The organism is Arthrobacter koreensis (assembly GCF_009193255.1).
Taxonomy (GTDB): domain Bacteria; phylum Actinomycetota; class Actinomycetes; order Actinomycetales; family Micrococcaceae; genus Arthrobacter_B; species Arthrobacter_B koreensis.
Genome location: NZ_WACG01000002.1, coordinates 367115 through 392968, shown reverse-complemented (window position 1 = coordinate 392968; position 25854 = coordinate 367115). Strand labels below are relative to the sequence as shown.

The following is a 25854-nucleotide window of genomic DNA, read 5'->3' as shown; positions in this document are numbered from 1 at the left end:
GCATGCAGCTCGGCGCCTACCGGCCCGGAAGCAGCCTGGTCCACCGGGCGCCGCTGGGGCTGAAGTCGGCCGCCGTTGTCCTGGGCTCGGTGGCCATGCTGGCCGCCGCACATCCGCTGGCAACGGGCGCCGGCGCGCTGCTGACCGTGCTCGCCTACGCCGGAGCCGGGCTGCTGCGTGAGCTCCTGCTGCCGGTGCGGCTGATGTGGCCTGTCCTGCTGGTCCTGGGGGGATTCCAGCTCTGGCAGGCCGGGCCCTGGACGGCGGTCACGGTAATCGGCAACATTTTCGTTTGCGTGCTGGCTGCCCGGCTGCTGGTCCTGACTGTCCCGATGCCCCGGCTGCTCGACGGCGTGGTGGGGCTGGTGCGGCCGCTGCGTGTTCTTGGGGCGGATCCGGAACGGTTCGGGCTGGCGCTGGCCCTGATGCTGCGCAGCGTTCCCTACCTGCTGGGTTCGTCCGCGGATGTCCGGGATTCGGCGAAGGCGCGGGGGCTCGAACGCAATCCCCGCGCGCTGGCGGTTCCGGTGGTGATTCGTGCGGTGGCCTACGCCCAGCAGACCGGAGATGCGCTGGCGGCTCGCGGCATCGGCGAGCCGGACCGGGACTGAGCTGCCGTCTAAACCGATTAAACGCCGGAAGGGCGGACGCCACGCAAAGGTGGTGTCCGCCCTTCCGGCGTTTGCAGGCGGGTCCGGCTAGATGTTGAAGCCGAGGGCCCGCATCTGGTCGCGGCCGTCGTCGGTGATCTTTTCAGGTCCCCACGGCGGCATCCAGACCCAGTTCAGCCGGAAGTCGTCGACGATGCCGTCAAGAGCCTTGGCGGTCTGCTCTTCGAGGACATCGGTCAGCGGGCAGGCGGCCGTTGTCAGGGTCATATCGATGAGCAGGGCGCCGTCCTCGGCGTATTTCAGCCCGTAGAGCAGGCCCAAATCAACGATGTTCACCCCCAGCTCGGGGTCAATGACGTCCTTGAGTGCCTCTTCGACGTCCTCCAGGGACGTCTGGGCCAGATTGGCGTCGCTCATGTTCTGCTCCTCGTGTTCCGGCGTGCCTGGTGTGCTCAGGCGCTGACTGCGCCGGTCTTGGTGAACCGGTCGTAGCCTTCTTCTTCAAGGCGGTCGGCGAGCTCGGGGCCGCCCTGTTCGGCGATCCGGCCGTCAACGAACACGTGCACGAAGTCCGGCTTGATGTAGCGCAGGATCCGCGTGTAGTGCGTAATCAGCAGGGTACCCATGTTGCCGGCCTCGTGCTCGCGGTTGACGCCTTCGGAAACAACCTTCAGGGCGTCAACGTCCAGGCCGGAGTCGGTCTCGTCCAGGATGGCGAACTTCGGGTGGAAGAGCTCGAGCTGCAGGATCTCCACGCGCTTCTTCTCACCGCCGGAGAAGCCTTCGTTGACATTGCGCTGGGCAAAGTCCGCGTCGATGCGCAGCTGGGACATGGCGTTCTTGACGTCCTTGGTCCAGTGGCGCAGGGACGGTGCTTCGCCGTCGATCGCGGTCTTGGCGGTGCGCAGGAAGTTCGTCATGGTGACACCCGGAACCTCAACCGGGTACTGCATGGCCAGGAACAGGCCGGCACGGGCGCGTTCGTCAACGCTCATCTCCAGGACGTCTTCGCCGTCCAGGGTGATGGAACCGCTGTCAACGGTGTACCGCGGGTGGCCTGCGATGGTGGAGGCCAGGGTGGACTTGCCGGAGCCGTTGGGGCCCATGATGGCGTGGGTCTCGCCCGTGTTGATGGTCAGGCTGACACCCTTCAGGATCTGCTTCTTGACACCCTGTTCGGTCTCAATGCTGACGTGAAGGTCCTTGATTTCAAGAGTGGACATGCGTAGTTTCGCTTTCTCTTTGCACGCGTGCGGTGCGGTCTGCAGGTTGGGTGGAAGAAAGGGCCTAGGCCTCGACGACGGCGAGCTCACGCTCGACGGCGGCGGTCAGGCGCTCTTCCAGTTCCGGAACCTTGATCTGCTGGATGATTTCGTTCAGGAAGCCGCGCACCACAAGGCGGCGGGCAACGTCCTCGGGGATGCCCCGGGCCATCAGGTAGAACAGGTGCTCGTCGTCGAAACGGCCGGTGGCGCTGGCGTGGCCGGCACCTTCAATGAGGCCGGTTTCGATTTCGAGGTTCGGCACGGAGTCGGCACGGCCGCCGTCGGTCAGCAGCAGGTTCCGGTTCACCTCGTAGGTGTCGGTTCCTTCGGCTTCCTTGCGGATCAGCACGTCGCCAACCCATACGGTGTGCGCGTCCTTGCCCTGCAGCGCACCCTTGTACATCACGCGGGACTTGCAGTTGGCAACAGCGTGGTCAACGAACAGGCGCTGTTCCAGGTGCTGGCCGGCGTCGGCGTAGTACAGGCCGTACATCTCGACGTCGCCGCCGGGAGCAGTGAACTTCGAGGACGGGGTGACGCGCACCAGGTCTCCGCCGAGGCTGACGGCGACGTGCTTGAAGCGGGCGTCGCGGCCAATCCGGGCGTACTGGGCGGAGGCGTGCACGGCGTCGTCGTCCCAGTCCTGGACGGTGATGACGGTGAGTTCAGCGCCGTCGCCGACGAGGATCTCAACGTTCTGGGACAGCGTGGCGGAACCCTTGTGGTCCAGTACGACGACGGCCTTGGAGAAGGCGCCGGCCTCAATGACAATGTGCTGGGCTGCAGGCTCGGTCCCGGCACCGGTGATGGACAGCGTCACCGTGCCGTCGGCCTGGGTGTCCTTCGGGATGCTGACGAGTGTTGCTTCGGTGAAGGCTTCCCAGGCTGCCGCGGCAACCAGGTCCTCCGGGATGCCGGCGGTACCAATCCGTGCATCGTCACGGCCGATTCCCGCCACGGTGATGCCTTCGGGAGCTACGACGGCAACCTCGGGGGCCGTGCCGGTGAGGTCCTGGGTGTGCAGGCCGCGCAGGCGCTTCAGCGGCGTGAACCGCCAGTCCTCTTCACGGCCGGTGAGCTTGCCGAAGTCCGCCCGCCTGAAGGAGGTGGGGCGCCCGGCACGGGAGCTGTCCGGAATGCCCGCCCCGGCGCCGTGGCTGTGGGACTTGCTGCTGTCGCCGCCCAGGACGGGGGAAGCGTCGTTCAGCGGGGAAAGGTTTTCGCCTTCCTCGGTGAACCCGTCGATGCGGACACGGCGGTCTCCCGAGGGAGCCCCGATGCGCGCCTTGACGCCTTCCACTGCGTTGCTGACCTTTTCGGCTACGGTTTCAGCGACGTTCTCGGCTGCGTTTACTACGGTGTCGTTGAGCTTCGACATTAACCGACGGCTCCTTCCATCTGGAGTTCGATGAGGCGGTTGAGTTCAAGGGCGTATTCCATCGGCAGTTCACGTGCGATCGGCTCGATGAAGCCGCGCACGATCATCGCCATAGCCTCGTCCTCGGGAAGGCCGCGGGACATCAGGTAGAACAGCTGTTCCTCGCTGACCCGCGAGACCGTGGCTTCGTGGCCCATGGTCACGTCGTCCTCGCGGATATCCACATAGGGGTAGGTGTCCGAACGGGAAATGGTGTCCACGAGCAGCGCGTCACAGCGAACGGTGTTGGCGGAGTTCTTCGCGCCTTCACGGACCTGGACCAGGCCGCGGTAGGCAGCACGGCCGCCGCCGCGGGCTACGGACTTGGAGATGATGGAGCTCTTGGTGTTCGGAGCAATGTGGACCATCTTCGAGCCGGTGTCCTGGTGCTGGCCTTCGCCGGCGAAGGCGATGGACAGGGTCTCACCCTTGGCGTGCTCGCCAACCAGGTAGACAGCCGGGTACTTCATGGTGACCTTGGAACCGATGTTGCCGTCGATCCACTCCATGGTGGCGCCTTCATGCGCAATCGCGCGCTTGGTCACCAGGTTGTACACGTTGTTCGACCAGTTCTGGATCGTGGTGTACCGGACGCGGGCGTTCTTCTTGACGATGATTTCCACGACGGCGGAGTGCAGTGAGTCCGACGTGTAGATCGGCGCGGTGCAGCCTTCAATGTAGTGGACGTAGGAGTCCTCATCGGCGATGATCAGCGTGCGCTCGAACTGGCCCATGTTTTCCGTGTTGATACGGAAGTAGGCCTGGAGCGGAATCTCCACGTGGACGCCCTTGGGCACGTAGACGAAGGAGCCGCCGGACCAGACAGCGGTGTTCAGCGAGCCGAACTTGTTGTCGCCAACCGGGATGACGGTGCCGAAGTACTCCTGGAAGATCTCCGGGTGTTCCTTCAGAGCGGTGTCGGTGTCCAGGAAGATGACGCCCTGGGCTTCGAGGTCCTCGCGGATCTGGTGGTAGACCACCTCGGACTCGTACTGCGCGGCAACGCCGGCCACGAGGCGGTTGCGCTCAGCCTCGGGGATGCCCAGCTTCTCGTAGGTCTCCCGGATGTCCTCGGGAAGCTCCTCCCAGGAACCGGCCTGCTTCTCGGTGGAGCGCACAAAGTACTTGATGTTGTCGAAGTCGATGCCGGAGAGGTCTGCACCCCAGGTGGGCATGGGCTTGCGGTCGAAGTACTTGAGCCCCTTGAGGCGCAGGTCCAGCATCCATTCCGGCTCGTTCTTCTTCGCCGAAATATCGCGGACAACCTCTTCGGAGAGGCCGCGGCGGGCGTTTGACCCGGCAACATCCGAGTCGGCCCAGCCGTACTCGTAGGTGCCAATGCCCTCGAGTTCGGGGTTCTTTTCCAGGATGTCTGAAATCACGGAGTCGGGCACCTGGGGTGCCTCGGCGTTCCGGGTTACTTGATCCGTCATCACGGCCTTTCTTGCTGATGAGTGGATGTGGACTGGGTGGTTGCGGAGCCCACCGGCTGGTGAGGCGCAGACTGCGAACGGCCCACTGGGATGTGGGTCGTACAAACGTGCCCGCCGCGGGAGAGCGTGGACAGCCTGCGGACGTCCACCCCCAGCAGCCGGGAGAAAACTTCGGTCTCCTTGTCACAGAAGACGGGGTAGGCACTGGCAAGCGCCTGGATGGGGCAGTGCCCCTGGCACAGCTGGATGCTCAGCAGGGTGCTGGGTGTCCGGCTCGTGCCGATCATGGTGGTGGACGCTACGAAGCCGTCCTTGGTCAGTTCGGCCGAGAGTGCCTGGGCCCGGTCCTCCAGGGAGGGCCCCGCGGCGTCGAGCACCGGACGGTAGCGCTCCTCCATCTTCCTGAACCTTGCCGCCGCAAACGCCTCGATGGCTTCGGGTCCCGCTGCTGCGCCGAGTGCACGCAGTGCCTCGGTGGCGATGGTCAGGTAATCATTGCCGAGGTAGGACTGTCCCTGCTGGCTCACCACATAGCGGCGGGCCGGCCGTCCTGCTCCAGCACCGGGGCTGGAAACACGCTTGACCTCAATCAGATCCTGCCGCTCCAGTGCGTCCAGGTGCCTGCGTACGGCAGCCGGCGTGAAGCCCAGCCGCTCACCGAGTTCTGCGGCGCTTACCGGACCGTGCTCCAGCACAGCCCCCAGTACGCGGTCCCGGGTGCGCTCTTCCGATTCCCTGGCGGCAGCCGGCGGGGCGGGTTTCACCGTCCCTTGATCCACCGGAGGGTTCTCCGTCTCTGAACTCTTCACAGAATACACAACACAATCATGACCTAATGCATTCCTCGAGGCTACTAAGGCGATGCTTCCCCCGGCCCCGGGCGGGCGTTCGGTGCGGGCGGAAAGGACTACTACCTAACGTAGAATATGGGGGTGCCTAACGACGAACCCTGCCTGACTATCACCGGCCTGGTCCGGGACCTCGGTCCCGTGCCGGGACTGGACGGCAAAATGATCCGGGTGCTGGCCGGGGTTGACCTCACTGCCAGGCGGGGCCAGGTGACTGCCCTGCTGGGCGCAAACGGCGCCGGCAAGACCACCACGCTCGAGTGTGCCCAGGGACTGCAGCCCATCGACGGCGGCGACGTCCGTCTCCTTGGTGAGGCTCCTTATGGTGCCGGAGCAGAACTGCGCGCCCGGGTTGGCGTCATGCTCCAGGACGGCGGGCTGCCCCCCGCGGCCCGCCCGGTTGCCCTCCTGCGGCACATTGCCAGCATGTACCGGGAGCCCCGCGACGTCGATGAACTGGTCCACCGGCTGGGCATCAACAGTTTTGCCAGGACCGGGATCCGCCGGCTTTCCGGCGGCCAGCGCCAGCGTGTGGCCCTGGCTGCCGCGCTGGTCGGGAATCCTGAAGTGCTGTTTTTGGATGAGCCCAGCGCGGGACTCGACCCGCAGTCCCGCCAGATCGTCTTTGAACTGATCCAGGAACTGCGGGACGAAGGCCTGGGGATCATCCTCACCACCCACCTGCTCGACGACGCCCAGCGCCTGGCGGACTACGTGTACATCATTGATGACGGGCGCACGGTAGCCCGGGGCACCGTTCCGGAGCTCACGGCTCGGACGGAGGCGCACGCCGCAGGCCGCGAGCTTTCCTTCGAAGCACCACCCGGACTCAACCCGTCCGTGGCCGGCCTGGAGCACCTGTCCTTCACCGAGGACTCCCCCGGCAGGTATGTGCTCAGCGGCGAGTTCACCCCGGCTGACCTGGCCCGCCTGGCAGGGTGGTGGAATGAGGCAGGCATCCTGCCGGACAGTATCCATATGGCTTCACGCACGCTGGAGGACGTCTTCCTCGAACTCTCCGGAAAGGAGAACCGATGAGCGCTCCGGCTCCCCTGTCCGTTCGGGTCCTGAACCAGGGCCGGTACGAAGCTGAGACCATGCTGCGCAACGGCGAACAGCTGATCCTCGCCGTCGTGCTTCCCCTCCTGGGGCTTCTAGCCCTCAGCGTGACCCCGGTCCTTGATGCCTACGGCGAGTCCCGCATCGATACCGCGGCACCGGGCATCCTGGCGCTGTGCGCGCTCTCAACGGCATTCACCGGCCAGGGCATCGCCACCGGATTCGACCGGCGCTACGGCGTCCTCCGGTTCCTGTCCACCACTCCCCTGGGCCGCGCCGGGCTCATTGCCGGCAAAGTTATTGCGGTGCTGTCCGTCCTTGCCATCCAGGTGGTACTGGTCAGCTCCGTCGCCGTGTTCATTGGCTGGCGTCCTTCGCTTCCCGGCGTGCCGCTGGCGCTGGTGCTCCTGGTCCTGGGCGCGGTGGCTTTCACCGCACTGGGCCTCCTGGTTGCCGGAACCGTCCGGCCCGAGGCTACGCTGGCCATAACCAACCTGCTGTGGATCCTGCTGGCGGGTGTTGGCGGCATCATCCTTCCGGCTGCCAGCCTGCCGTCGGATATGGAGCCGTTCGTCCAGTTCCTTCCCTCGGCCGCCCTGGGCGATGTGATGAGATCAGCCCTGATCGATACGCAGTTCAACCTTTCCGCCACGCTCATCCTGCTGGCGTGGACAATCCTGGGCAGCCTCGCTGCTGTCCGCTGGTTCAAATGGAGTTAGTTCCCGTGTCCAACACCCCCGCCCCTGCACCTGCTGCCCGGACGGCTCCGCCTTCCAGCGGCCCCGCCACCGGCAAGCTGATCCGTTCACTGGCGGTGGCCACCCTGGTGGCGAACATCGCCATTGTGGTCACCGGCGGCGCCGTGCGGCTGACGGCTTCGGGCCTTGGCTGCCCGGAATGGCCGCTCTGCACAGCAGACTCACTGGTCACTACGCCGGAAATGGGCGTGCACGGCATCATCGAGTTCGGCAACCGGCTCCTGACCTTCGTGCTTGCCGCGATTGCGTTCGGCATGCTCGCCTCCGTCTGGAAGTCCCGCCGCAGCCGGCCTGACCTGCTCTGGCTGTCCGTCGCGGCGCTGGCCGGGATTCCGGCGCAGGCCTTCATTGGCGGCATCACCGTGTGGACCGGGCTCAATCCGTGGGTTGTGGGCCTGCACTTCATTGTGTCCATGATGATCATCAGCGTTGCAGTGGTGCTGGTCAACCGCGCGTGGCTGAGCACCGAAGGTGTGGCCGGGTCCCACGCTCCCCTTGCTGACCAGCCCCTGCGTCCGGTGATCTGGGCAATTGGCATCCTGTCGGCCATCACGGTGGTCCTGGGCGTGATGGTCACCGGCTCCGGCCCGCACGCCGGAGACCACGGCGCGGCCCGGAACGGCCTGAACCCGGACCTGGTGACCCGGCTCCACGTAGTGCCGGTCTACCTGCTGGTGTTCGCCACCGCTGTTGCGCTCTTCCTCGTTTACCGCCGCGCTGCCGACAGCCGCCTGCGCACGTCCCTGGTGGTCTTCACCGCCGTCGTGCTCGCCCAGGCCGTAATTGGCTACGTGCAGCACTTCATGCATCTTCCGATCGTGCTGGTGGCCATGCATATGCTTGGCGCTTCACTGCTCACTGCGGCGGCTGCGCACGTGGTCTACACCGCGCTCTCCCGGAAGGTTCCGGGTCAGGCCCTGGCAGGCGCGGGCTCACCCGCTTCGAAGTAGCTGGCCGCTTAGCGCTGCTGTTCGCCCCGCGGACGCGGCGAAAGACCCCACGGAACCTGGGTTCCCTGGGGTCTTTTGCGTTTCTGGGCGAATGCGGGGCGGGTTCTGGGGGCGTCGGCCGGGCCGGAACAGCCGTAGCGCATGGGGAGATAACGCTGTTTAGATGCCTTCTGCGCATCCTGTGGGGAGATAACGTCGCATGACCCGGTCCAAAGGGACCGTAAGTCACCGAAGGATTCGCGGCGGGCGGGCTAAACGACCGTAACTCACCGATGGATGCTGACCGACGCTCTGGGGGCACGGGAGCGGGTGCCGTTCTCTGTCATGACGGGCATCGACGTCGGGCCTTCACGCCAGCTGTCTTTCAACGCAGGAAAGGTTGACGGCCCAGGCGCCGTGGAAGTCGGAGAGCATGCGCCGCACGGAGTCCCGCGGCCATCCTGCGGGGAGATAACCACGCCAAGACAGGCGGGAACCGGACCTACCCGAAGACCGGACCGCCGACGAACGGGTCGATCGCGAGGGCGACGAAGAGGATGGTCAGGTAGCTGATCGATCCGTGGAAAACCTTCATGGCGGACTTGTCGGACACGTCTTCGCGCTGGGCCCGGGAGTGGAGGCGGTGCGTCTCGGCGAGGAACCAGACCCCGCTGAGCACAGCGCCTGCGGTGTAGACCCAGCCTGCTCCGCCAACCGGGATGAGCAGGAGCGAGCACACGACGGTCGCGTAGGCGTAGAGGACAACCTGCACGGAGACGAGTTTCGCGCCGGCAACTGCGCCGAGCATGGGCACGGACGCGTTGCGGTAGTCCTCGCCGTACTTCATGGACAGCGGCCAGTAGTGCGGCGGCGTCCATAGGAAGATCACGGTGAAGAGGATGACGGCGGGCCATTCAACCGTGTTGGTGACGGCCGCCCAGGCAATCAGTACCGGCATGCAGCCGGCGATTCCGCCCCAGACAATGTTCTGGGTGGTACGGCGCTTCAGGATCAGCGTGTAGAACACCACGTAGAGCAGGATCGCGCCAAGGCCCAGCAGGCCCGTGAGCGGGTTGGCGCCGAACCACAGGAGCGCAATCGAGACGATGCCGAGAGCCCAGCCGAAGACGAGTGCTTCGCGCGGGCTGACTTCGCCGGTGACCAGGGGGCGCTTTTCGGTCCGGCGCATCAGCCGGTCCATGTCCCGGTCGATGTAGCAGTTGAAGACCCCGGCGCTGGCCGCAGCGAGGCCGCCGCCGACCATCGTGGCGACCATCAGCCAGACAGAGGGTATGCCGCCCTGCGCGAAGAACATGGTGGGCAGGGTGGTGACCAGCAGGAGTTCAATGACGCGCGGCTTCGTGAGGGCCACGTAGGCCCGGAGCTTACGTCCCACGCTCATTTTTCCGGCGTATACCGGAACCTCGGCGGGGGCATGCTGCGTACTCACGAAACGATCACTCAGTCCTGTCTGGAATCCTGTCTGGGCCGTAAAAGTCCACGCTCATCATAACCTCTATCCCCTGTAGAAAACGAAGCACGGATCGCTGGTCCGGGGTATTCGGGCCAGGTACGGGGAACCTGCGCCGCCCGGGGCGCAGAATGCGTCCCCCGATACGCCCAATGGCACGGGCTTCGGGATAAGGTTGAAAGCGGACATTTCCTGCAGGTCCGGCAGGTCAGCTGCACGGCACTGGCAGGAAATTTGTGCATGTCGGGTAACGATTGCGCACAAAACCCGGTTGTAGTGGTGAGAACACCGCGTCCGGCGCCGGAAAGCGCCGGTAATCCGTACAGAGAGGGGCCCGGTAAACGTGCCACATTTGGAAGAGCAGAACCTTACCTGGAGCGAGACGGACAGCAAGGCAGTAGATACCGTCCGCGTCCTGGCGGCCGACGCCGTCGAGAAGGTTGGCAATGGACACCCCGGAACCGCCATGAGCCTGGCTCCCGCGGCGTATCTGCTGTTCCAGAAGGTGATGCGGCACGATCCTGCGGACCCGCACTGGATCGGCCGTGACCGCTTCATCCTCTCCCCCGGCCACACATCGCTGACGCTCTACATCCAGCTGTTCCTTTCCGGCTACGGCCTGGAACTGGATGACCTGAAGGCGCTGCGCACCTGGGGTTCCAAGACCCCCGGCCACCCTGAGTACCGACACACTGACGGCGTCGAGATCACTACCGGCCCGCTGGGCCAGGGTCTGGCCTCCGCCGTCGGCTTCGCTTACGCGCAGCGCCGCCTGCGCGGAATGTTCGACGCCGATGCCCCGGCAGGCACCAGCCCCTTCGACCACACCATCTGGGTGATCGCGTCCGACGGGGACCTGCAGGAAGGCGTGACCTCGGAGGCCTCGTCGCTGGCGGGCCACCAGGAACTGGGCAACCTCGTGGTGATCTACGACGAGAACCACATTTCCATCGAGGATGACACCGACATCGCCTTCACCGAGGATGTCCTCAAGCGCTACGAAGCCTACGGCTGGCACACCCAGCGCGTTGACTGGACCGAGAGCGGCGAATACCGCGAAGACGTTAACGGCCTCTACGACGCACTGGCCAAGGCCAAGGCGGAGACCGGCCGGCCGTCCATCATCTCGCTGCGCACCATCATCGGCTGGCCCGCACCGAACAAGCAGAACACCGGCAAGATCCACGGTTCGGCCCTGGGCCGCGACGAGGTCGCCGCACTGAAGGAAACCCTGGGCTTCGACCCGGAGAAGTCCTTCGACGTCGATCCGGAGGTCCTCGAATACACCCGCGGAGTCCGTTCCCGCGGCGCCGAGGAACGCGCCCTCTGGAACGATTCGTTCAACGCCTGGCGGGAGGCCAACCCTGAAGGCGCGCAGCTCCTCGAGCGCATCCAGGCCGGCGAGCTGCCCCAGGGCTGGGAAGATTCGCTTCCGCAGTTCGAAGCAGGCAAGGACGTTTCCACCCGCGCCGCTTCCGGCAAGGTGCTCAGCGCCATCGGTCCGGTCCTTCCGGAGCTGTGGGGCGGTTCCGCCGACCTCGCGGAATCCAACAACACCACCATCGAAGGTGCTCCGTCCTTCGTTCCGGCCGGACGCCAGACCTCGGCGTGGTCAGGCGGGCCCTACGGCCGTGTCCTGCACTTCGGCATCCGCGAACACGCAGCAGCCGCGATCGTCAACGGCATCACCATGGCCAGCAACACCCGGGCGTTCTCCGGTACCTTCCTGATCTTCAGCGACTACCAGCGTCCGGCCATCCGCCTCGGCGCACTCATGGGCGTCCCGTCGATCTACGTGTGGACGCACGACTCGATTGGCCTGGGCGAAGACGGACCCACGCACCAGCCCGTCGAGCAGCTCGCCTCGCTGCGCGCCATCCCGGGACTCGACGTCGTCCGTCCCGCAGACGCCAACGAAGTGGCTGTCGCCTGGCGCACCATCCTGGAGAACACCGAGAACCCTGCAGGAATCGTGCTGACCCGCCAGAACGTTCCCACCTGGGAGCGCGGCACCGGAGCAGCAGGTGCCAGCGAATTCGGCTCGGCCGACGGCGCGGCACGCGGCGGATATGTCCTGGCGGAAGCCGTGCGGGACGGTCAGGCCGTTACCCCGGACGTCATCCTCATCGGCACCGGCTCGGAGGTCCAGCTGGCCGTCCAGGCACGCGAAGCATTCGCCGCCGAAGGCGTTGCTGCCCGTGTGGTCTCCATGCCGAGCGTTGAGTGGTTCAACCGGCAGGACGAGGACTACCGCGAATCCGTGCTGCCGCGTTCGATCAAGGCCCGGGTGTCGGTGGAAGCCGGCATCGCCCAGGGCTGGCGCGAATTCGTCGGCGATGACGGCCGCATGGTCTCCCTCGAGCACTTCGGCGCCTCCGCCGACTACAAGACCCTGTTCAACGAATTCGGCATCACGTCCGACGCCGTAGCCCAGGCTGCGCGGGATTCCCTCGCAGCAGTGCACGGCCGGGACGCAGCCCCTGCAGGTACCCCTGCAGCACCTTCCGGCGCGGACTCCACCGAGACCGGCGACCAGAAGTAATTAGGAAAAGGAGCACGTACCCCATGACTTCAACACCCACCGCAGCGCTTTCCGAAGCCGGCGTATCCATCTGGCTTGATGACCTGTCCCGGGAACGAATCACCTCCGGTTCGCTCAAGGACCTGATCGCTGACCGCAACGTCGTCGGCGTGACCACCAACCCGAGCATCTTCGCCGCGGCCCTGGCCAACGGCGAATCCTACGCAGCCCAGGTGCAGCAGCTTGCTGACACCGGGGCCGGCGTGGACAAGGCCGTCTTCGAGATCACCACCGACGACGTCATCCAGGCGTGCGACGTTTTCGCTCCGGTCTTCGAATCAAGCGGCGGCGTTGACGGACGGGTTTCCATCGAGGTGGATCCCCGGCTCTCTCGCGACACCCAGGGCACCGTCAACGAGGCCAAGGAACTCTTTGACAAGGTTGGCCGCAGCAACGTCCTGATCAAGATTCCCGCCACCGTAGAGGGACTGCCGGCCATCACCGCCGTGCTGGCCGAGGGCATCAGCGTCAACGTGACCCTGATCTTCTCCCTGCAGCGCTACCGCGAGGTCATCAACGCCTTCATGGCCGGCATTGAGCAGGCCAGGGAGAACGGCCACGACCTCTCGAAGATCCACTCCGTGGCGTCCTTCTTCGTCTCCCGCGTGGACAGCGAGATCGACAAGCGCCTGGACGCAGCCGGTACGGACGCGGCAAAGGCGCTCAAGGGCAAGGCCGGGTTGGCCAACGCCCGCCTCGCCTACCAGGTCTACGAGGAGTCCTTCGCTTCCGAGCGCTGGCAGGTGCTGGCCGCGGCCGGTGCCAACGCGCAGCGCCCGCTGTGGGCCTCCACCGGCGTCAAGGACCCGTCCCTGCCGGACACGCTGTACGTCACCGAGCTGGTGGCGTCCGGCGTCGTGAACACCATGCCGGAGAAGACGCTCGAAGCGACCGCAGACCACGGCGTGGTTTCCGGTGACACGATCACCGGTACGTACGCCGAGTCCGCTGCCCTGCTCGATGAGCTGGACGCCGCCGGAGTCGACTACAACGACGTCGTTGAGGTCCTTGAGACGGAAGGCCTGGACAAGTTCGTTGTCTCCTGGGGCGAGCTGCTGGAGACCGTAAACGCCGCACTGGAAACCGCACGGAAGGCATAAGCACCCATGACCACTCTGTCCTTTGAAGCTGCAGGAGCCGCCCGCGACGCGGTGGAGGCGCACGTCCCCGCCCTGGTCCGGGACGAGGTAGCCACCCGGCTCCTCGCCCAGGACCCGACGCTGTGGGGGCCGGACGCCGAGGCGGAGGCCTCCATCCGGCTCGGCTGGCTGAACCCGGCACCGGCTTCCCGGCCGCTTCTGGGACAGATCCGGGCGCTGCGCGAAGAACTGGCCGCCGAGGGCGTGGACCGCGTGGTCCTGGCCGGCATGGGCGGTTCGTCGCTGGCCCCGGAAGTCATTACCCGCACTGCAGGCGTAAACCTGACGGTGCTTGATTCCACGGACCCGGACTCGGTTGCGGCCGCCCTGGCGGAAGACCTTGCGTCCACCGTCCTGGTGGTTTCCTCCAAGTCCGGGTCCACCGTGGAGACCGATTCGCAGCGCCGTGCCTTCGAGGACGCGTTCACCAAGGCCGGAATCGACGCCGCCTCGCGGATCGTCATCGTCACCGACCCCGGCTCGCCGCTGGACGCGGCGGCCCGCGAGGCCGGCTACCGCGCCGTGTTCAACGCCGATCCCCATGTGGGAGGCCGCTACTCGGCGCTGACCGCATTCGGTCTTGTCCCCTCCGGCCTGGCAGGCGCGGACATCGAGGAACTCCTTGACGCAGCCGAAGACACTGCCGAGATCCTCAGCGACAACGCTGAAGACAACATTGGCCTGGCACTGGGTGCGGCACTGGGCGGAACCAATCCGCTGCGCAACAAGATCGTGATCGTTGACGAAGGGTCCGGCCTGGCCGGCTTCCCGGACTGGGCAGAGCAGCTCATCGCCGAATCCACCGGCAAGCTGCAGACGGGGCTCCTCCCCGTCGTCGCGGAGCCCGGTGCACCCGAGGTGACCGGCGGGGCACCTGATGTCCTGGTTGTGCGCATAGCTGCTCCCGAGTCCGAGGCGGAGCCCGAAGGGGACCAGGTGGTTGTTTCCGGCAGCCTCGGTGCCCAGATGATGCTCTGGGAATACGCCACCGCCGTGGCCGGGCGCCTGCTCGGCATCAACCCCTTTGACCAGCCCGACGTCGAGGCCGCCAAGAAGGCTGCCCGCGGCCTGCTGGACGCCCAGCCCGAACCGGCTGCGCCGTCGTTCGTTGACGGCTCCGTTGAGGTGCGCGGCGACGCCGCCCTGCTGGACGGCGCGCAGACCCTCCCGGAGGCGCTCCGTGCACTGCTCGGGCAGCTCGGTGAAGACGGCTACCTCAGCATCCAGGCCTACCTTGACCGGGCCGCGCAGGCGGAACTCGAGGACCTCCGCCCGCAGCTGGCCGCCGCTACGGGCCGGCCCGTGACCTTCGGATGGGGCCCGCGGTTCCTGCACTCGACCGGCCAGTTCCACAAGGGCGGACCGGCGCAGGGCGTATACCTGCAGATCACCGGCAACTCCGGGCAGGATGTCCCGATCCCCGGGCGTCCCTTCAGCTTCGGGGAACTGATTTCGGCGCAGGCAGCCGGAGACGCCCAGGTCCTCGCGGACCACGGCCGCCCCGTGCTGCGCCTGAACCTGATTGAAAGGAAGGCCGGAGCGGCCCAGCTCGCCGCGGCCCTCACGGACCTGGGTGGTAAATAACTGATGTTCCATGAGCAAGACAACGGGTCGGCGTCCCCGCTGCGGGACCCCCGCGACCGGCGTCTCAGCCGGATCGCCGGGCCGTCCTCTCTGGTGATCTTCGGCGTGACAGGAGACCTGGCACGCAAGAAGCTCATTCCGGCCATCTATGACCTGGCCAACCGGGGCCTGCTCCCGCCCAGCTTCTCCCTGGTGGGTTTCGGCCGCCGCGAATGGAGCCACGCCGATTTTGCCGGCTACGTGAAGGACGCCGTGCAGGCAGGTTCGCGTACCAAGTTCAATGAAAGTGTCTGGGACCAGCTGGTTGAAGGAATCCGCTTTGTACAGGGCGGCTTCGACGACAACGACGCGTTCGATACCCTGCACAGCACGCTGCGGGACCTCGACGAAAAGCGCGGCACCCGCGGGAACGTCGCGTTCTACCTCTCGGTACCGCCCAAGAGCTTCGAGCAGGTCTGCCAGCAGCTTTCCAGCCACGGGCTCGCCGGTTCGGGCGACGGCCGCTGGCGCCGCGTAGTGATCGAGAAGCCATTCGGACACGACCTGCAGTCCGCGCGGGACCTGAACGCCGTCGTCGAGTCTGTCTTCCCGCCGGACGCCGTCTTCCGCATTGACCATTACCTGGGCAAGGAGACGGTCCAGAACATCCTGGCGCTGCGCTTCGCGAACCAGCTGTTCGAACCGATCTGGAACGCCAACTACGTTGACCACGTGCAGATCACCATGGCTGAGGACATTGGCATTGGCGGGCGCGCCGGCTATTACGACGGCGTGGGCGCGGCCCGCGACGTCATCCAGAACCACCTGCTGCAGCTGTTGGCACTCACGGCCATGGAGGAACCGATTTCCTTCGACGCCGCGCACCTGCGTGCCGAAAAGGAGAAGGTCCTGGCCGCCGTCCGGCTGCCGCGCGACCTCTCGCAGCACTCGGCCCGCGGCCAGTACACGGGCGGCTGGCAGGGCGGCGAGAAGGTGACGGGATTCCTGGAAGAGGAAGGCTTTAACCCGGACTCGAAGACCGAGACGTTTGCGGCCGTGCGCCTGGACATCAATACCCGGCGCTGGGCCGGGGTGCCGTTCTATCTCCGGGCGGGCAAGCGGCTCGGACGCCGCGTGACTGAAATCGCCGTCGTCTTCAAGCGGGCACCCAACCTGCTGTTCCGCGACCATGCCGAGGACGACTTCGGCCAGAACGCCGTTGTGATCCGCGTTCAGCCGGACGAAGGTGCAACCATCCGTTTCGGCTCCAAGGTCCCGGGAACACAGATGGAAGTGCGGGACGTCTCTATGGACTTCGGCTACGGCCACTCCTTTACCGAATCAAGTCCCGAGGCGTACGAACGCCTCATCCTGGACGTGCTGCTCGGTGAACCACCGCTGTTCCCGCGGCACCAGGAAGTGGAGCTCTCCTGGAAGATCGTTGACCCCTTCGAGGAATACTGGGCGTCCCTGGATGAACAGCCCGAACCCTACGCACCCGGAAGCTGGGGACCCGCCTCCGCCGACGAACTGCTAGCCCGCGACGGAAGGACCTGGAGAAGGCCGTGATAGTTGACCTGCCGGACACCACTACGTCAAAGGTGTCCAAGAAGATCGTTGCGATGCGGGACAAGGGCGGCGTGATTGCCCTGGGCCGGGTGCTGACCCTGGTAATCGTCACTGAGCCGGACTACGTGGAAGAAGCCATTGAGGCGGCCAATGACGCCAGCCGGGAACACCCCTGCCGGGTGATTGTGCTGGCAGCCGGTTCCGCCGACGAACCGTCCCGGCTCGATGCGCAGATCCGCGTGGGCGGCGACGCCGGTGCCTCCGACGTCATCCTGCTGTACGGGTACGGGGAACTGGCCGCCGAGAGCGAGTCACTGGTTTCCGCGCTGCTGCTGCCGGATGCGCCGATTGTGGTGTGGTGGCCGCACGGCCATCCCCAGTCCCCTGCCTCTACGCCGCTGGGCCGGATTGCCCACCGCCGCATCACGGATGCTGCCAACGAACCGGATCCCAAGCAGGCCCTGCTGGATCTGAGTGCCAGCTACGCCGACGGCGACACGGACCTGAGCTGGACCCGGCTCACCCTGTGGCGGATCCAGCTGGCCGCGGTCCTGGAACAGAACGGAGCGGACGGCATCAGCTCCATCACGGTGGAGGGAGCTTCCGATTCGGCCAGCACCTTCCTGCTCGCCGCGTGGCTGAAGCACGCCCTGAAGGTTCCCGTGGAGATCATCCAGGATCCGGCCGGGACCGGAATCCGGCGGGTCCGCATCGAGCGGGACGCCGGAGCGCTGGAGCTCCGCCGCCCCGAAGGCAGCACTGCCTACCTGACCCAGCCCGGACAGCCTGAACAGCGTATTGCCCTCCCCCTGAGGACACTGCATGAATGCCTCGCAGAAGAGCTGCGCAGGCTCGATCCGGACGAAGTATTCGGAGAAGTACTGACCCAGGGGCTGGCCGCGTGCCTGGCCCCGGAAGGGAACGCCGCATGAGGCACTCCCCCAAAGGCGTGACGATCCATCCTGACTTTGATGCCCTGGTGAAGGCTACGGCGGCACGGCTCGTCACGAAACTCGTAGACGTACAGAGCAGGCGCGGAGAAGCGACCGTTGTCCTGACCGGCGGCAGCGCGGGCACGGCAGTGCTGGCCGCGGTGGCGGCCGGGCCGGCACGCACCGCCGTCGACTGGAGCCGCGTGAACTTTTGGTGGGGTGACGAACGGTTCGTCGCGCCGGACTCCGCCGAGCGCAACGCCGTACCGGCGCAGGAGGCGCTCCTGAAGCCCCTGGGCGCCGATCCCGACCGCGTGCACGAGATGCCGTCCACCGCGGACTTCGACACGGTCAAGGAAGCCGCGGCCGCCTACGCCGCCGAACTTGCTGCCGCTGCGGAGGCGGAACAGCTGGCTGAGGGTTTTGCTGCGCCCGATCCGCGGCTTCCGCGGTTCGATGTCCTGCTCCTCGGCGTCGGGCCGGATGCCCACGTAGCCTCGCTGTTCCCGGAAATGGCGGGAATCCGTACCAGCGGACAGACCACTGTTGCCGTGCGAAACTCCCCCAAGCCCCCGCCGGAACGGGTGTCACTGACCCTTGAGGCGATCAACAGCGCAGAGGAAGTCTGGCTGACGGTTGCAGGCGAGGACAAGGCCGGTGCGGTGGGGCTGGCCCTGGCCGGCGCCGGGCCGGTCCAGGTGCCTGCCGCAGGTCCGCGCGGACAGCTCAAGACCCGTTGGCTGATTGACCAGGCAGCCGCCTCGCAGCTGCCCGAAAGGCTGCTTGAGACCGAGGACACCGGCAGCTAGCTTCCACGTCTCGCAGGGAAAAGAAAGGCCCCGGTCCAAGTGACCGGGGCCTTTCCTGCGTTTATCGCCTGCAGTGCCTGAGAGCTCCTACGATTCGCCGGAGAACCGCTGGATGAGGCCCAGGGCAATAATGATCAGTCCCCAGGAAATGCCGAGGACCACGGTGAAGCGGTTGAGGTTCTTCTCAGCGACGCCCGATGACCCCATGCTGGTGCTCATGCCGCCGCCGAACATATCCGACATGCCGCCGCCGCGCCCCTTGTGCAGGAGAATCAGGAGGGTCAGCAGCAGGCTGCTCAGTCCCAGCAGGACAAGCAGGATGATCTTCAGAATTTCCACTTACGGCCTTTCACGGGTGACGCATCAGAATGGAGACCTTGCTGCTGTGCAGGTCAGACGTAGGTCAGTCGGTCACCAGATGTTCTTCGAACCTGACAATATTAGCAAATTCGGCCACGTCCAAACTCGCCCCGCCCACCAGCACGCCGTCGACGTCACGCTCCTTGAGGATGCTGGCTGCGTTGGATGCCTTGACGGATCCGCCGTAGAGGAGACGCACCTTGGCGGCGACGGCGTCATCGTACAGGTCAGCCAGCTCCGTGCGGATGGTGGAACACATTTCCTGGGCGTCCTCGGGCCCGGCAACCTCGCCGGTTCCAATGGCCCAGACCGGTTCATAGGCGATCACGAGCTTGGAGACTTCCTCGGCCGAGAGCCCAGCCAGGTCGTTGCGGACCTGTTCGAGCGTGTGCAGGAGGTGCTCCCCCGCCTGGCGCTCGGCCAGGCCTTCGCCCACGCACAGGACCGGCGTGAGGTTGTTGCGGAAGGCAGCCTTGAGCTTGGCATTCAGCAGCTCGTCCGACTCGCCGTGGACACTGCGCCGTTCGCTGTGGCCCACCAGCACATAACTGCAGCCAAGCTTGGAGAGGAACTGGCCGGAGATGTCACCGGTATAGGCGCCGGAGTCTTCGGGAGACAGGTCCTGCGCACCGTAGCCCACCTTCAGCTTGTCTCCCTGGACCAGGGTCTGGGTGCTGCGCAGGTCGGTGAACGGCGGGAAGACAACCACCTCGACGCGGGCGTAGTCGTGCCGGGCATCACTGAGGGTCCACGCCAGCTTCTGCAGCAGGGTGATCCCCTGGACGTGGTCCATGTTCATTTTCCAGTTGCCCGCGATCAGCGGGGTGCGGTCGTACTTGCCGTTGGTGGAGGTTGTCATCTCTGCTCCGGTTTCTTAGTGAGTGGGTAAAGTTCCGCGGACACGCCGAACGGGCCCGCCGGATCAGCTCCGGCGGGCCCGTCCGGGGCCTACTTGTCGAGGACGGCAATCCCCGGGAGTTCCTTGCCCTCAAGGTACTCCAGGCTCGCGCCGCCGCCGGTTGAGATATGCGAGAAGTCGCTGTCGGAGAAACCGAGCTTGCGCACGGCCGCAGCGGAGTCGCCGCCGCCTACAACGGTCAGGCCTGAGCACTCCTTCAACCCCTGGGCTACGGCACGCGTACCGCCGGCGAAAGCGTCGAATTCAAAGACCCCCATGGGGCCGTTCCAGAATACGGTCTGGCCTGACCGAATGCGTTCGGCAAAGGCAGCGCCCGAAGCCGGGCCGATGTCGAGGCCGATGCCCGAGGCACCGAAGCGGCTCGCTTCCATCGAGTCGGCAGCCACCACCTCATGCTCGGCGTCCGCAGCGAACTTGTCCGCAACCACAATGTCCGTCGGGAGGACGAATTCGCAGCCGGCTTCCTTGGCGCGCGCCAGGTAGTCCTTGACCGTGTCGATCTGGTCCTCTTCCAGCAGCGAAGCACCCACCTTGTGGCCCTGCGCGGCAAGGAAGGTGAACACCATGCCGCCGCCCACCAGCAGGTAGTCCGCCCGGGTCATGAGGTTCTCGATCACTGCCAGCTTGTCCGAGACCTTTGAACCGCCGAGCACCACGACGTACGGCTTGGCCGGATCCTTGGTGAGGCGGGACAGGACCTCGAGTTCGCTGCGAACGAGGTTGCCTTCGTAGGCGGGCAGGACTTCGGCGATGTCGTAGACGCTGGCATGCCTGCGGTGGACGGCGCCAAAAGCGTCGTCCACGAACGCTCCGCTGTTCCCGGTCAGGGAAGACAGCTCACGTGCAAGCTCCTGACGCTCCGCGTCGTCCTTGGACGTCTCGCGCGGGTCGAAACGGATGTTCTGCAGGACCAGCACGCTGCCGGCAGCCAGCGATTCGGCCAGGTCCCGGGCGCTGGAACCAACGACGTCCTCGGCAAACTCAACCGGGAAGGGAGCGAGTTCGTCCAGCCGGTCCGCGGCGGGGCGGAGGTTGTACTTCTCGTCCGGTTTGCCCTTGGGCCTGCCCAGGTGGGCCATGACGATCACCTTGGCGCCGTGCTCGACCAGCAGCTGCAGTGTGGGAATTGAGGCACGGATCCGGCCATCGTCGGTGACGCGCCCGTCATCCAGCGGCACGTTGAGGTCGGAGCGGACCAGAACGTACCTGTTGTCAACGCCGTCGCTGATCAGTTCGTCAAGTGTCTTGATTGTCATGTCAACCTTTGTTTCTTAGCCGTTCGGGTGGGGACCTAGAGCTTCGAGGCTACGAGCGCGGTGAGGTCCACCAGGCGGCAGGAGTAGCCCCATTCGTTGTCATACCAGCCAACAACCTTGACCTCGTTTCCCATCACCCGGGTCAGCGGGGCATCAAAGATGCAGGACGAAGGATCAGTCACGATGTCGGAGGAGACAATTGGTTCGTCGGAGTAGCGCAGGTAGCCGTTGAGGTTTCCTTCGCTGGCAGCCTTGTAGGCGTCATTGATTTCCTCGACGCTGGCCTCGCGCGCCAGGTTGACGGTCAGGTCAGTCACGGAACCGGTGGGAACCGGTACGCGGAGGGCGAAGCCGTCCAGCTTTCCGTCGAGTTCGGGAATGACCAGGCCGATCGCCTTGGCTGCTCCGGTGGTGGTGGGAACGATGTTCAGTGCTGCGGCGCGGGCCCGGCGCAGGTCGCGGTGCGGCCCGTCCTGCAGGTTCTGGTCAGCCGTGTAGGCGTGCACGGTGGTCATCAGGCCGCGCTCAATGCCAAACGCGTCGTTGATGACCTTGGCAAGCGGTGCCAGGCAGTTGGTGGTGCAGGACGCGTTGGAGACGATGCTGTCTGTGGCCGGATCGTACTCGGAGTCGTTGACACCCATGACGATGGTGCGGTCGGCTCCCTTGCCGGGTGCGGAGATCAGGACCTTCTTGGCGCCGGCGTCCAGGTGCTTGCGGGCGTCGTCGGCCTTGGTGAAGAACCCGGTGGATTCGATGACAATGTCCACGCCCATGTCTTTCCAGGGCAGATTGGACGGGTCCCGCTCGGCGAGGACCTTAATGGTCTTGCCGCCTACCACCAGGTTCCCGTCCTGGACCTCGACGCTTTCGCCGATGCGCCCGGTAATGGAGTCGTACTTGAGCAGGTGGGCCAGGGCCTCGGGGCTGGTCAGGTCATTGACTGCGACAATGTCCAGATCCGCATTCTGTTCGAGTGCCGCCCGAAAGTAGTTGCGTCCGATACGCCCGAATCCGTTGATTCCAACACGAGTAGTCACTTTTGTTCTCTCCTTGATAGCGGTCGTTCGAGAATCAGTGACCTCAGTGGTGCAAGGCCACTTCAGTTGACTTCACAGGAGCGGCGCATTCCGGACCTGCATCGGCGCACGGATTGCCGGTCAGGCACTGCGTGAGCCGTTGCTTCATCTTACGCGCAGGTGCCGCCGGTGTGTGACCGGCGGCACCTGATAATCGGCGTCGAGGACGCGATTATTGCGTGTTACGCGGGCAGGATCAGCCCGGTTGCGCCGGAGCGTGCAGCGTCGAAGCGGGCAGCGACGTCGGCCCAGTTGACGATGTTCCAGAAGGCCTTGACGTAGTCAGCCTTGACGTTGACGTAGTCCAGGTAGAAGGCGTGCTCCCACATGTCCAGCATCAGCAGGGGGATGGTGCCAACCGGGATGTTGCCCTGCTGGTCATAGAGCTGCTCAATGACGAGGTTTCCGCCGAGCGGCTCGTAGGCCAGGATGGCCCAGCCGGAGCCCTGCAGGGAGTTGGCCGCAGCGGTGAACTGGCCGCGGAAACCATCGAAGGATCCGAAGAAGTCCTCGATGGCTGCTGCGAGCTCGCCTTCCGGCTTGTCGCCGCCTTCGGGAGACAGGTTGTTCCAGAAGATGGAGTGATTGGTGTGGCCGCCGAGGTGGAAGGCCAGATCCTTGGAGAGCTTCGGGATGTTGCCGAACTCGCCCTTTTCGCGGGCTTCAGCCATCTGGGCCAGTGCGGTGTTGGCTCCGGCGACGTAGGTGGCGTGGTGCTTGTCATGGTGGAGCTCCATGATGCGTGCCGAGATGTGGGGCTCAAGGGCTGCGTAGTCGTACGGCAGTTCCGGCAGTGTGTATTCGTTCACGAAAATCCTCCGTTGATGCTCGGATCCATAGTTCCGGATGGCGGGTCCATCCGGACGTCTGATAGTGCTGCATAAATCAGCACGCTTAGTCCATCCTATGCAAGACGTTACTGGTCTAGCATTTCAGGGGTCACATTGGCTTCAGTGCCGGGAATACCAAGTTCAGCTGCGCGCTTATCCGCCATGGCAAGAAGCCGGCGGATTCGCCCTGCAATCGCGTCCTTGGTCATGGGCGGGTCAGCCAGCCGGCCAAGCTCGTCAAGGCTCGCCTGCTTGTGCGCAACCCGCAGCTCGCCGGCGTAGCGAAGGTGCTCCGGGACGTCCTCCCCCAGGATTTCAAGGGCCCGCTCCACGCGGGCGCCGGCGGCAACGGCTGCCTGGGCCGACCGCCGGAGGTTGGCGTCGTCGAAGTTTGCCAGGCGGTTGGCCGTGGCGCGGACTTCCTTGCGCATCCGGCGTTCTTCCCAGACCATCAGCGCGTCGTGGGCGCCCATGCGGGTCAGCAGCGCAGCGATGGTGTCACCGTCACGGATCACTACCCGGTCCACGCCGCGCACTTCCCGGGCCTTGGCCTGGATGCCGATGCGGCGGGCTGCACCAACGAGGGCAAGGGCAGCCTCCGGGCCGGGGCAGGTGACTTCCAGGGACGAGGAACGGCCGGGTTCGGTCAGGGAACCATGGACCAGGAACGCGCCCCGCCAGACTGCCTCGGCATCCGCGGCTGATCCGTTGACGACGACGGACGGCAGGCCGCGTACCGGCCTGCCGCGGGCGTCAAGCAGTCCGGTCTGCCGGGCCAGGGATTCCCCGTCCTTGACGACGCGGACAACGTAGCGGTTGCCGCGGCGGAGTCCGGAACCGGAAACCACAACGATGTCGCTGGCGTGGCCGTAGACTTCCGCAATTGCGGCTCGAAGCCGGCGCGCCGTGGAGGCCAGGTCCACTTCCGCTTCAATCACGATCCGGCCCGAAATGATGTGCAGGCCTCCTGCAAAACGCAGCATCGCCGAGACTTCGGCTTTACGTACCGAGGACTTCTTCACGCTTAGGCGCGAAAGTTCCTCTTTGACTGCAGCAGTCAGCGCCACAAATACACTCCTAGCTTTCCCCAAAAATATCGTGATAGGCAGCGGCCAGCCGCAGCGGATCATGGACCGGCCCACCAGCCGCTGCCCCTACCTTACCGAAGACGGCCCGTGCGCCCATTTCCGCGGCCGCCGCCGTGAATGCGTCCCGGTCCCCGACAACCGCTGGGTCCGCCAGCACCGCGTCGATCTTGAACCCCGGCGCATAGCGCCGGATGGCGTGCAGGTGGTCCACGGCACTCATGCCCGCGGTTTCCTTCGTTTCGTTGAGCAGGTTCATGGTCAGGCAGCGGCGTGCGCTGGTTGCGCAGAGCGCGTCCCTCATCTGCGGGAGGAGCAGGTGCGGGAGTACCGAGGTGTACCAGGAGCCCGGGCCCAGGATGACCCAGTCCGCCTTCTCGATGGCCGTCAGCGCGTCCTGGCAGGCCGGCGCGTCGGACGGCAGCAGCCGCACGTTGAGCACGTTGGACCGGGTGCCGGCTACTGCCAGTTCGGCCTGGCCGGTCACGGTGTCATGGTGCAGCCCGGACTCGGTCTGGCGCAGAACATCTCCCTGGATGGTGAGCGGCTGGGTGGACATCGGCAGGACCTGGCCGCGGGCGCCAAGCAGCGCGCCGGCCCACTGCAGGCCGGCCACCGGATCACCGAGGAGCTCCCACAGGGTAACGATCAGCAGGTTGCCCAGCGCATGGTTGTCCAGCGATCCCTCAACCCCGGGGCGTGACTTGAAGCGGTGCTGCATGACGTCCCGCCAGGTGCGCCCCCAGTCCGTGTCGTCACAGAGCGCGGCCAGCGCCATGCGCAGGTCGCCGGGAGGCAGCACATCCAGTTCCTCGCGCAGCCGTCCCGAGGATCCTCCGTTGTCCGCCACGGTGACCACGGCCGTGAGGTCCGTGGTCAGCAGGCGCAGCGCCGAGAGCGTGGCGGAGAGTCCGTGCCCGCCGCCCAGCGCGACGACGGCAGGAGGTTTGGTCCCGCTGGTTGCGGGAAGCGTGGACCCCTCCGGAAGCACCGGAATGGGGCCGGTGAGGAAACCCACCTACTCCCGCCCCAGGTCACGGTGGTGGGCCGCGACAGTCACGTGCGGCAGCTTGGCCAGGCGCTTGGCAAGCTCCTCGGTGACCGCAACGGAACGGTGCTTGCCGCCGGTGCAGCCGACGGCGATGGTGGCGTAGTGCTTGTTCTCACGGCGGTAGCCGTCAATCACCGGCACCAGCGCGTCCACGTAGCGGTCCAGGAATTCTTCCGTGCCGAGGGCGGAGAGGACGAAGTCCCGGACGTCGGCATCCTGGCCGGTGTGCGGGCGAAGCTGGGGAACCCAGTGCGGATTGGGGATGAAGCGGACATCGGCGACGAAGTTCGAGTCGACCGGCAGGCCGTACTTGAAGCCGAAGCTCATGACGTTCAGCCGCAGGACTATGGGGCCCTGCTCGGAGAACAGTTCGGTCACGGCTGTGGCCAGGGCGTGCACGTTGAGCTTGGTGGTGTCGATGATGATGTCCGCGGTATCGCGGAGTTCCTTCACGACGTCGCGTTCAGCGGCGATGCCGTCGAGGATCCGGCCGTCCTCCTGTAGCGGATGCGGCCGGCGGCCGGACTCAAAGCGCTGGACCAGGGTCTGGTCCGAGGCGTCCAGGAACAGGACCCGGTAGGTGACTCCGGCGGCCCGCAGGTTGTTCAGTGCTTCCCGGATGTCCTGGAACAGCTCCTTGCTGCGCACGTCTATGACCACAGCGAGCTTGGGAATCGAGTGCGGCATCCGCGAGACGAGTTCGGTGAGGGTTCCGAGCATGAGCGGAGGCAGGTTCTCCACCACGTACCAGCCGTGGTCCTCCAGCGCGTTGGCCGCCGTGCTGCGGCCGGCACCGGACATGCCGGTGACAACAAGCAGCTCGGACTCGGCGGGTTTGACGCTTTGCAGCCCGTCCACTTCAGTCATTCGTCTTTCCCGTCCCTCACCGG

At 65.7% G+C, this 25854-nt stretch carries 24 protein-coding genes; 10 read left to right on the top strand and 14 right to left on the bottom strand.

Translation table 11 applies throughout. The features are described from left to right. The first annotated feature begins 2 nt into the window (after positions 1–2). Positions 3–611 carry an energy-coupling factor transporter transmembrane component T family protein gene (locus tag GD628_RS08740; protein ID WP_091604943.1) on the top strand — a complete coding sequence of 203 codons (609 nt, stop codon included), beginning with the start codon at positions 3–5 and terminating at the stop codon, positions 609–611. A gap of 87 nt (positions 612–698) precedes the next feature. On the opposite strand, the gene GD628_RS08735 is transcribed toward GD628_RS08740, so the two are convergent. The 5 genes from GD628_RS08735 to GD628_RS08715 all read right to left on the bottom strand — a co-directional run bounded on the left by GD628_RS08735 (position 699) and on the right by GD628_RS08715 (position 5490). After that, the gene (locus tag GD628_RS08735; RefSeq protein ID WP_091604946.1) at positions 699–1028 is read right to left on the bottom strand and encodes a metal-sulfur cluster assembly factor; all 330 of its coding nucleotides are present in this window, start codon (positions 1026–1028) and stop codon (positions 699–701) included. A 35-nt stretch (positions 1029–1063) separates the two neighbouring features. Continuing rightward, positions 1064–1834, bottom strand: a complete 771-nt coding sequence (gene sufC, locus GD628_RS08730; protein WP_091604949.1) for a Fe-S cluster assembly ATPase SufC — start codon at positions 1832–1834, stop codon at positions 1064–1066. A gap of 64 nt (positions 1835–1898) precedes the next feature. Further along, positions 1899–3254: a Fe-S cluster assembly protein SufD gene (sufD, locus tag GD628_RS08725; protein WP_152274447.1), complete on the bottom strand. Its 1356-nt coding sequence runs from the start codon at positions 3252–3254 to the stop codon at positions 1899–1901. After that, complete coding sequence (gene sufB, locus GD628_RS08720; protein WP_091604955.1) at positions 3254–4726, bottom strand: Fe-S cluster assembly protein SufB; 1473 nt, start codon at positions 4724–4726, stop codon at positions 3254–3256. Before sufB ends, sufD begins: the two co-directional genes overlap by 1 nt. Further along, complete coding sequence (locus GD628_RS08715; protein ID WP_338083412.1) at positions 4726–5490, bottom strand: helix-turn-helix transcriptional regulator; 765 nt, start codon at positions 5488–5490, stop codon at positions 4726–4728. The genes sufB and GD628_RS08715 overlap by 1 nt, the downstream gene beginning before the upstream one ends. Before the next feature lie 168 nt (positions 5491–5658). On the opposite strand from GD628_RS08715, the gene GD628_RS08710 reads away from it, so the two are divergent. The 3 genes from GD628_RS08710 to GD628_RS08700 are packed head-to-tail and all read left to right on the top strand — an operon-like array spanning position 5659 to position 8341. Next, entirely contained in the window at positions 5659–6612 is a 954-nt protein-coding gene (locus GD628_RS08710) for an ABC transporter ATP-binding protein (RefSeq protein ID WP_378002027.1), read from the top strand. After that, the gene (locus tag GD628_RS08705) at positions 6609–7352 is read left to right on the top strand and encodes an ABC transporter permease (RefSeq protein WP_152274444.1); all 744 of its coding nucleotides are present in this window, start codon (positions 6609–6611) and stop codon (positions 7350–7352) included. The genes GD628_RS08710 and GD628_RS08705 overlap by 4 nt, the downstream gene beginning before the upstream one ends. 5 nt (positions 7353–7357) lie before the next feature. After that, the gene (locus GD628_RS08700) at positions 7358–8341 is read left to right on the top strand and encodes a COX15/CtaA family protein (RefSeq protein WP_226802444.1); all 984 of its coding nucleotides are present in this window, start codon (positions 7358–7360) and stop codon (positions 8339–8341) included. A gap of 481 nt (positions 8342–8822) precedes the next feature. On the opposite strand, the gene GD628_RS08695 is transcribed toward GD628_RS08700, so the two are convergent. Continuing rightward, complete coding sequence (locus GD628_RS08695) at positions 8823–9722, bottom strand: heme o synthase (RefSeq protein WP_152274605.1); 900 nt, start codon at positions 9720–9722, stop codon at positions 8823–8825. Positions 9723–10143: 421 nt separating this feature from the next. Here GD628_RS08695 and tkt point away from each other — a divergent pair, with 421 nt between their 5' ends. Genes tkt through pgl form a run of 6 tightly spaced genes read left to right on the top strand, consistent with a single transcriptional unit; the run spans position 10144 to position 18384 of the window. Then, positions 10144–12333 carry a transketolase gene (tkt, locus tag GD628_RS08690; protein ID WP_152274604.1) on the top strand — a complete coding sequence of 730 codons (2190 nt, stop codon included), beginning with the start codon at positions 10144–10146 and terminating at the stop codon, positions 12331–12333. A gap of 23 nt (positions 12334–12356) precedes the next feature. Then, positions 12357–13472 (top strand): transaldolase, encoded by a 1116-nt coding sequence (gene tal, locus GD628_RS08685; RefSeq protein ID WP_091604976.1) that lies wholly within the window; start codon positions 12357–12359, stop codon positions 13470–13472. Positions 13473–13478: 6 nt separating this feature from the next. Continuing rightward, complete coding sequence (locus GD628_RS08680) at positions 13479–15095, top strand: glucose-6-phosphate isomerase (RefSeq protein WP_152274443.1); 1617 nt, start codon at positions 13479–13481, stop codon at positions 15093–15095. 3 nt (positions 15096–15098) lie between these two features. Continuing rightward, positions 15099–16643, top strand: a complete 1545-nt coding sequence (zwf, locus tag GD628_RS08675) for a glucose-6-phosphate dehydrogenase (protein WP_091604982.1) — start codon at positions 15099–15101, stop codon at positions 16641–16643. Next, entirely contained in the window at positions 16640–17575 is a 936-nt protein-coding gene (locus tag GD628_RS08670; RefSeq protein ID WP_091604985.1) for a glucose-6-phosphate dehydrogenase assembly protein OpcA, read from the top strand. Before zwf ends, GD628_RS08670 begins: the two co-directional genes overlap by 4 nt. Then, positions 17572–18384, top strand: a complete 813-nt coding sequence (gene pgl / locus GD628_RS08665) for a 6-phosphogluconolactonase (RefSeq protein WP_152274442.1) — start codon at positions 17572–17574, stop codon at positions 18382–18384. Before GD628_RS08670 ends, pgl begins: the two co-directional genes overlap by 4 nt. Positions 18385–18471: 87 nt before the next feature. On the opposite strand, the gene secG is transcribed toward pgl, so the two are convergent. The 8 genes from secG to rapZ all read right to left on the bottom strand — a co-directional run bounded on the left by secG (position 18472) and on the right by rapZ (position 25831). Further along, positions 18472–18723, bottom strand: a complete 252-nt coding sequence (gene secG / locus GD628_RS08660; protein ID WP_091604991.1) for a preprotein translocase subunit SecG — start codon at positions 18721–18723, stop codon at positions 18472–18474. Between the two features lie 64 nt (positions 18724–18787). Beyond that, on the bottom strand, positions 18788–19603 hold the full coding sequence (gene tpiA / locus GD628_RS08655; protein WP_152274441.1) for a triose-phosphate isomerase: 816 nt from the start codon (positions 19601–19603) through the stop codon (positions 18788–18790). Between the two features lie 89 nt (positions 19604–19692). Next, entirely contained in the window at positions 19693–20919 is a 1227-nt protein-coding gene (locus GD628_RS08650) for a phosphoglycerate kinase (protein ID WP_152274440.1), read from the bottom strand. Positions 20920–20954: 35 nt separating this feature from the next. Next, complete coding sequence (gene gap, locus GD628_RS08645) at positions 20955–21959, bottom strand: type I glyceraldehyde-3-phosphate dehydrogenase (protein ID WP_152274439.1); 1005 nt, start codon at positions 21957–21959, stop codon at positions 20955–20957. A gap of 221 nt (positions 21960–22180) precedes the next feature. Next, a complete protein-coding gene (locus GD628_RS08640) occupies positions 22181–22807 on the bottom strand; it encodes a superoxide dismutase (RefSeq protein WP_091605003.1) in 627 nt (208 codons plus the stop codon). Between the two features lie 107 nt (positions 22808–22914). Beyond that, a complete protein-coding gene (gene whiA / locus GD628_RS08635; protein ID WP_091605006.1) occupies positions 22915–23895 on the bottom strand; it encodes a DNA-binding protein WhiA in 981 nt (326 codons plus the stop codon). A gap of 10 nt (positions 23896–23905) precedes the next feature. After that, a complete protein-coding gene (locus GD628_RS08630) occupies positions 23906–24931 on the bottom strand; it encodes a gluconeogenesis factor YvcK family protein (protein WP_152274438.1) in 1026 nt (341 codons plus the stop codon). Further along, positions 24932–25831, bottom strand: a complete 900-nt coding sequence (gene rapZ, locus GD628_RS08625; RefSeq protein WP_091605013.1) for an RNase adapter RapZ — start codon at positions 25829–25831, stop codon at positions 24932–24934. Positions 25832–25854 lie beyond the last annotated feature (23 nt).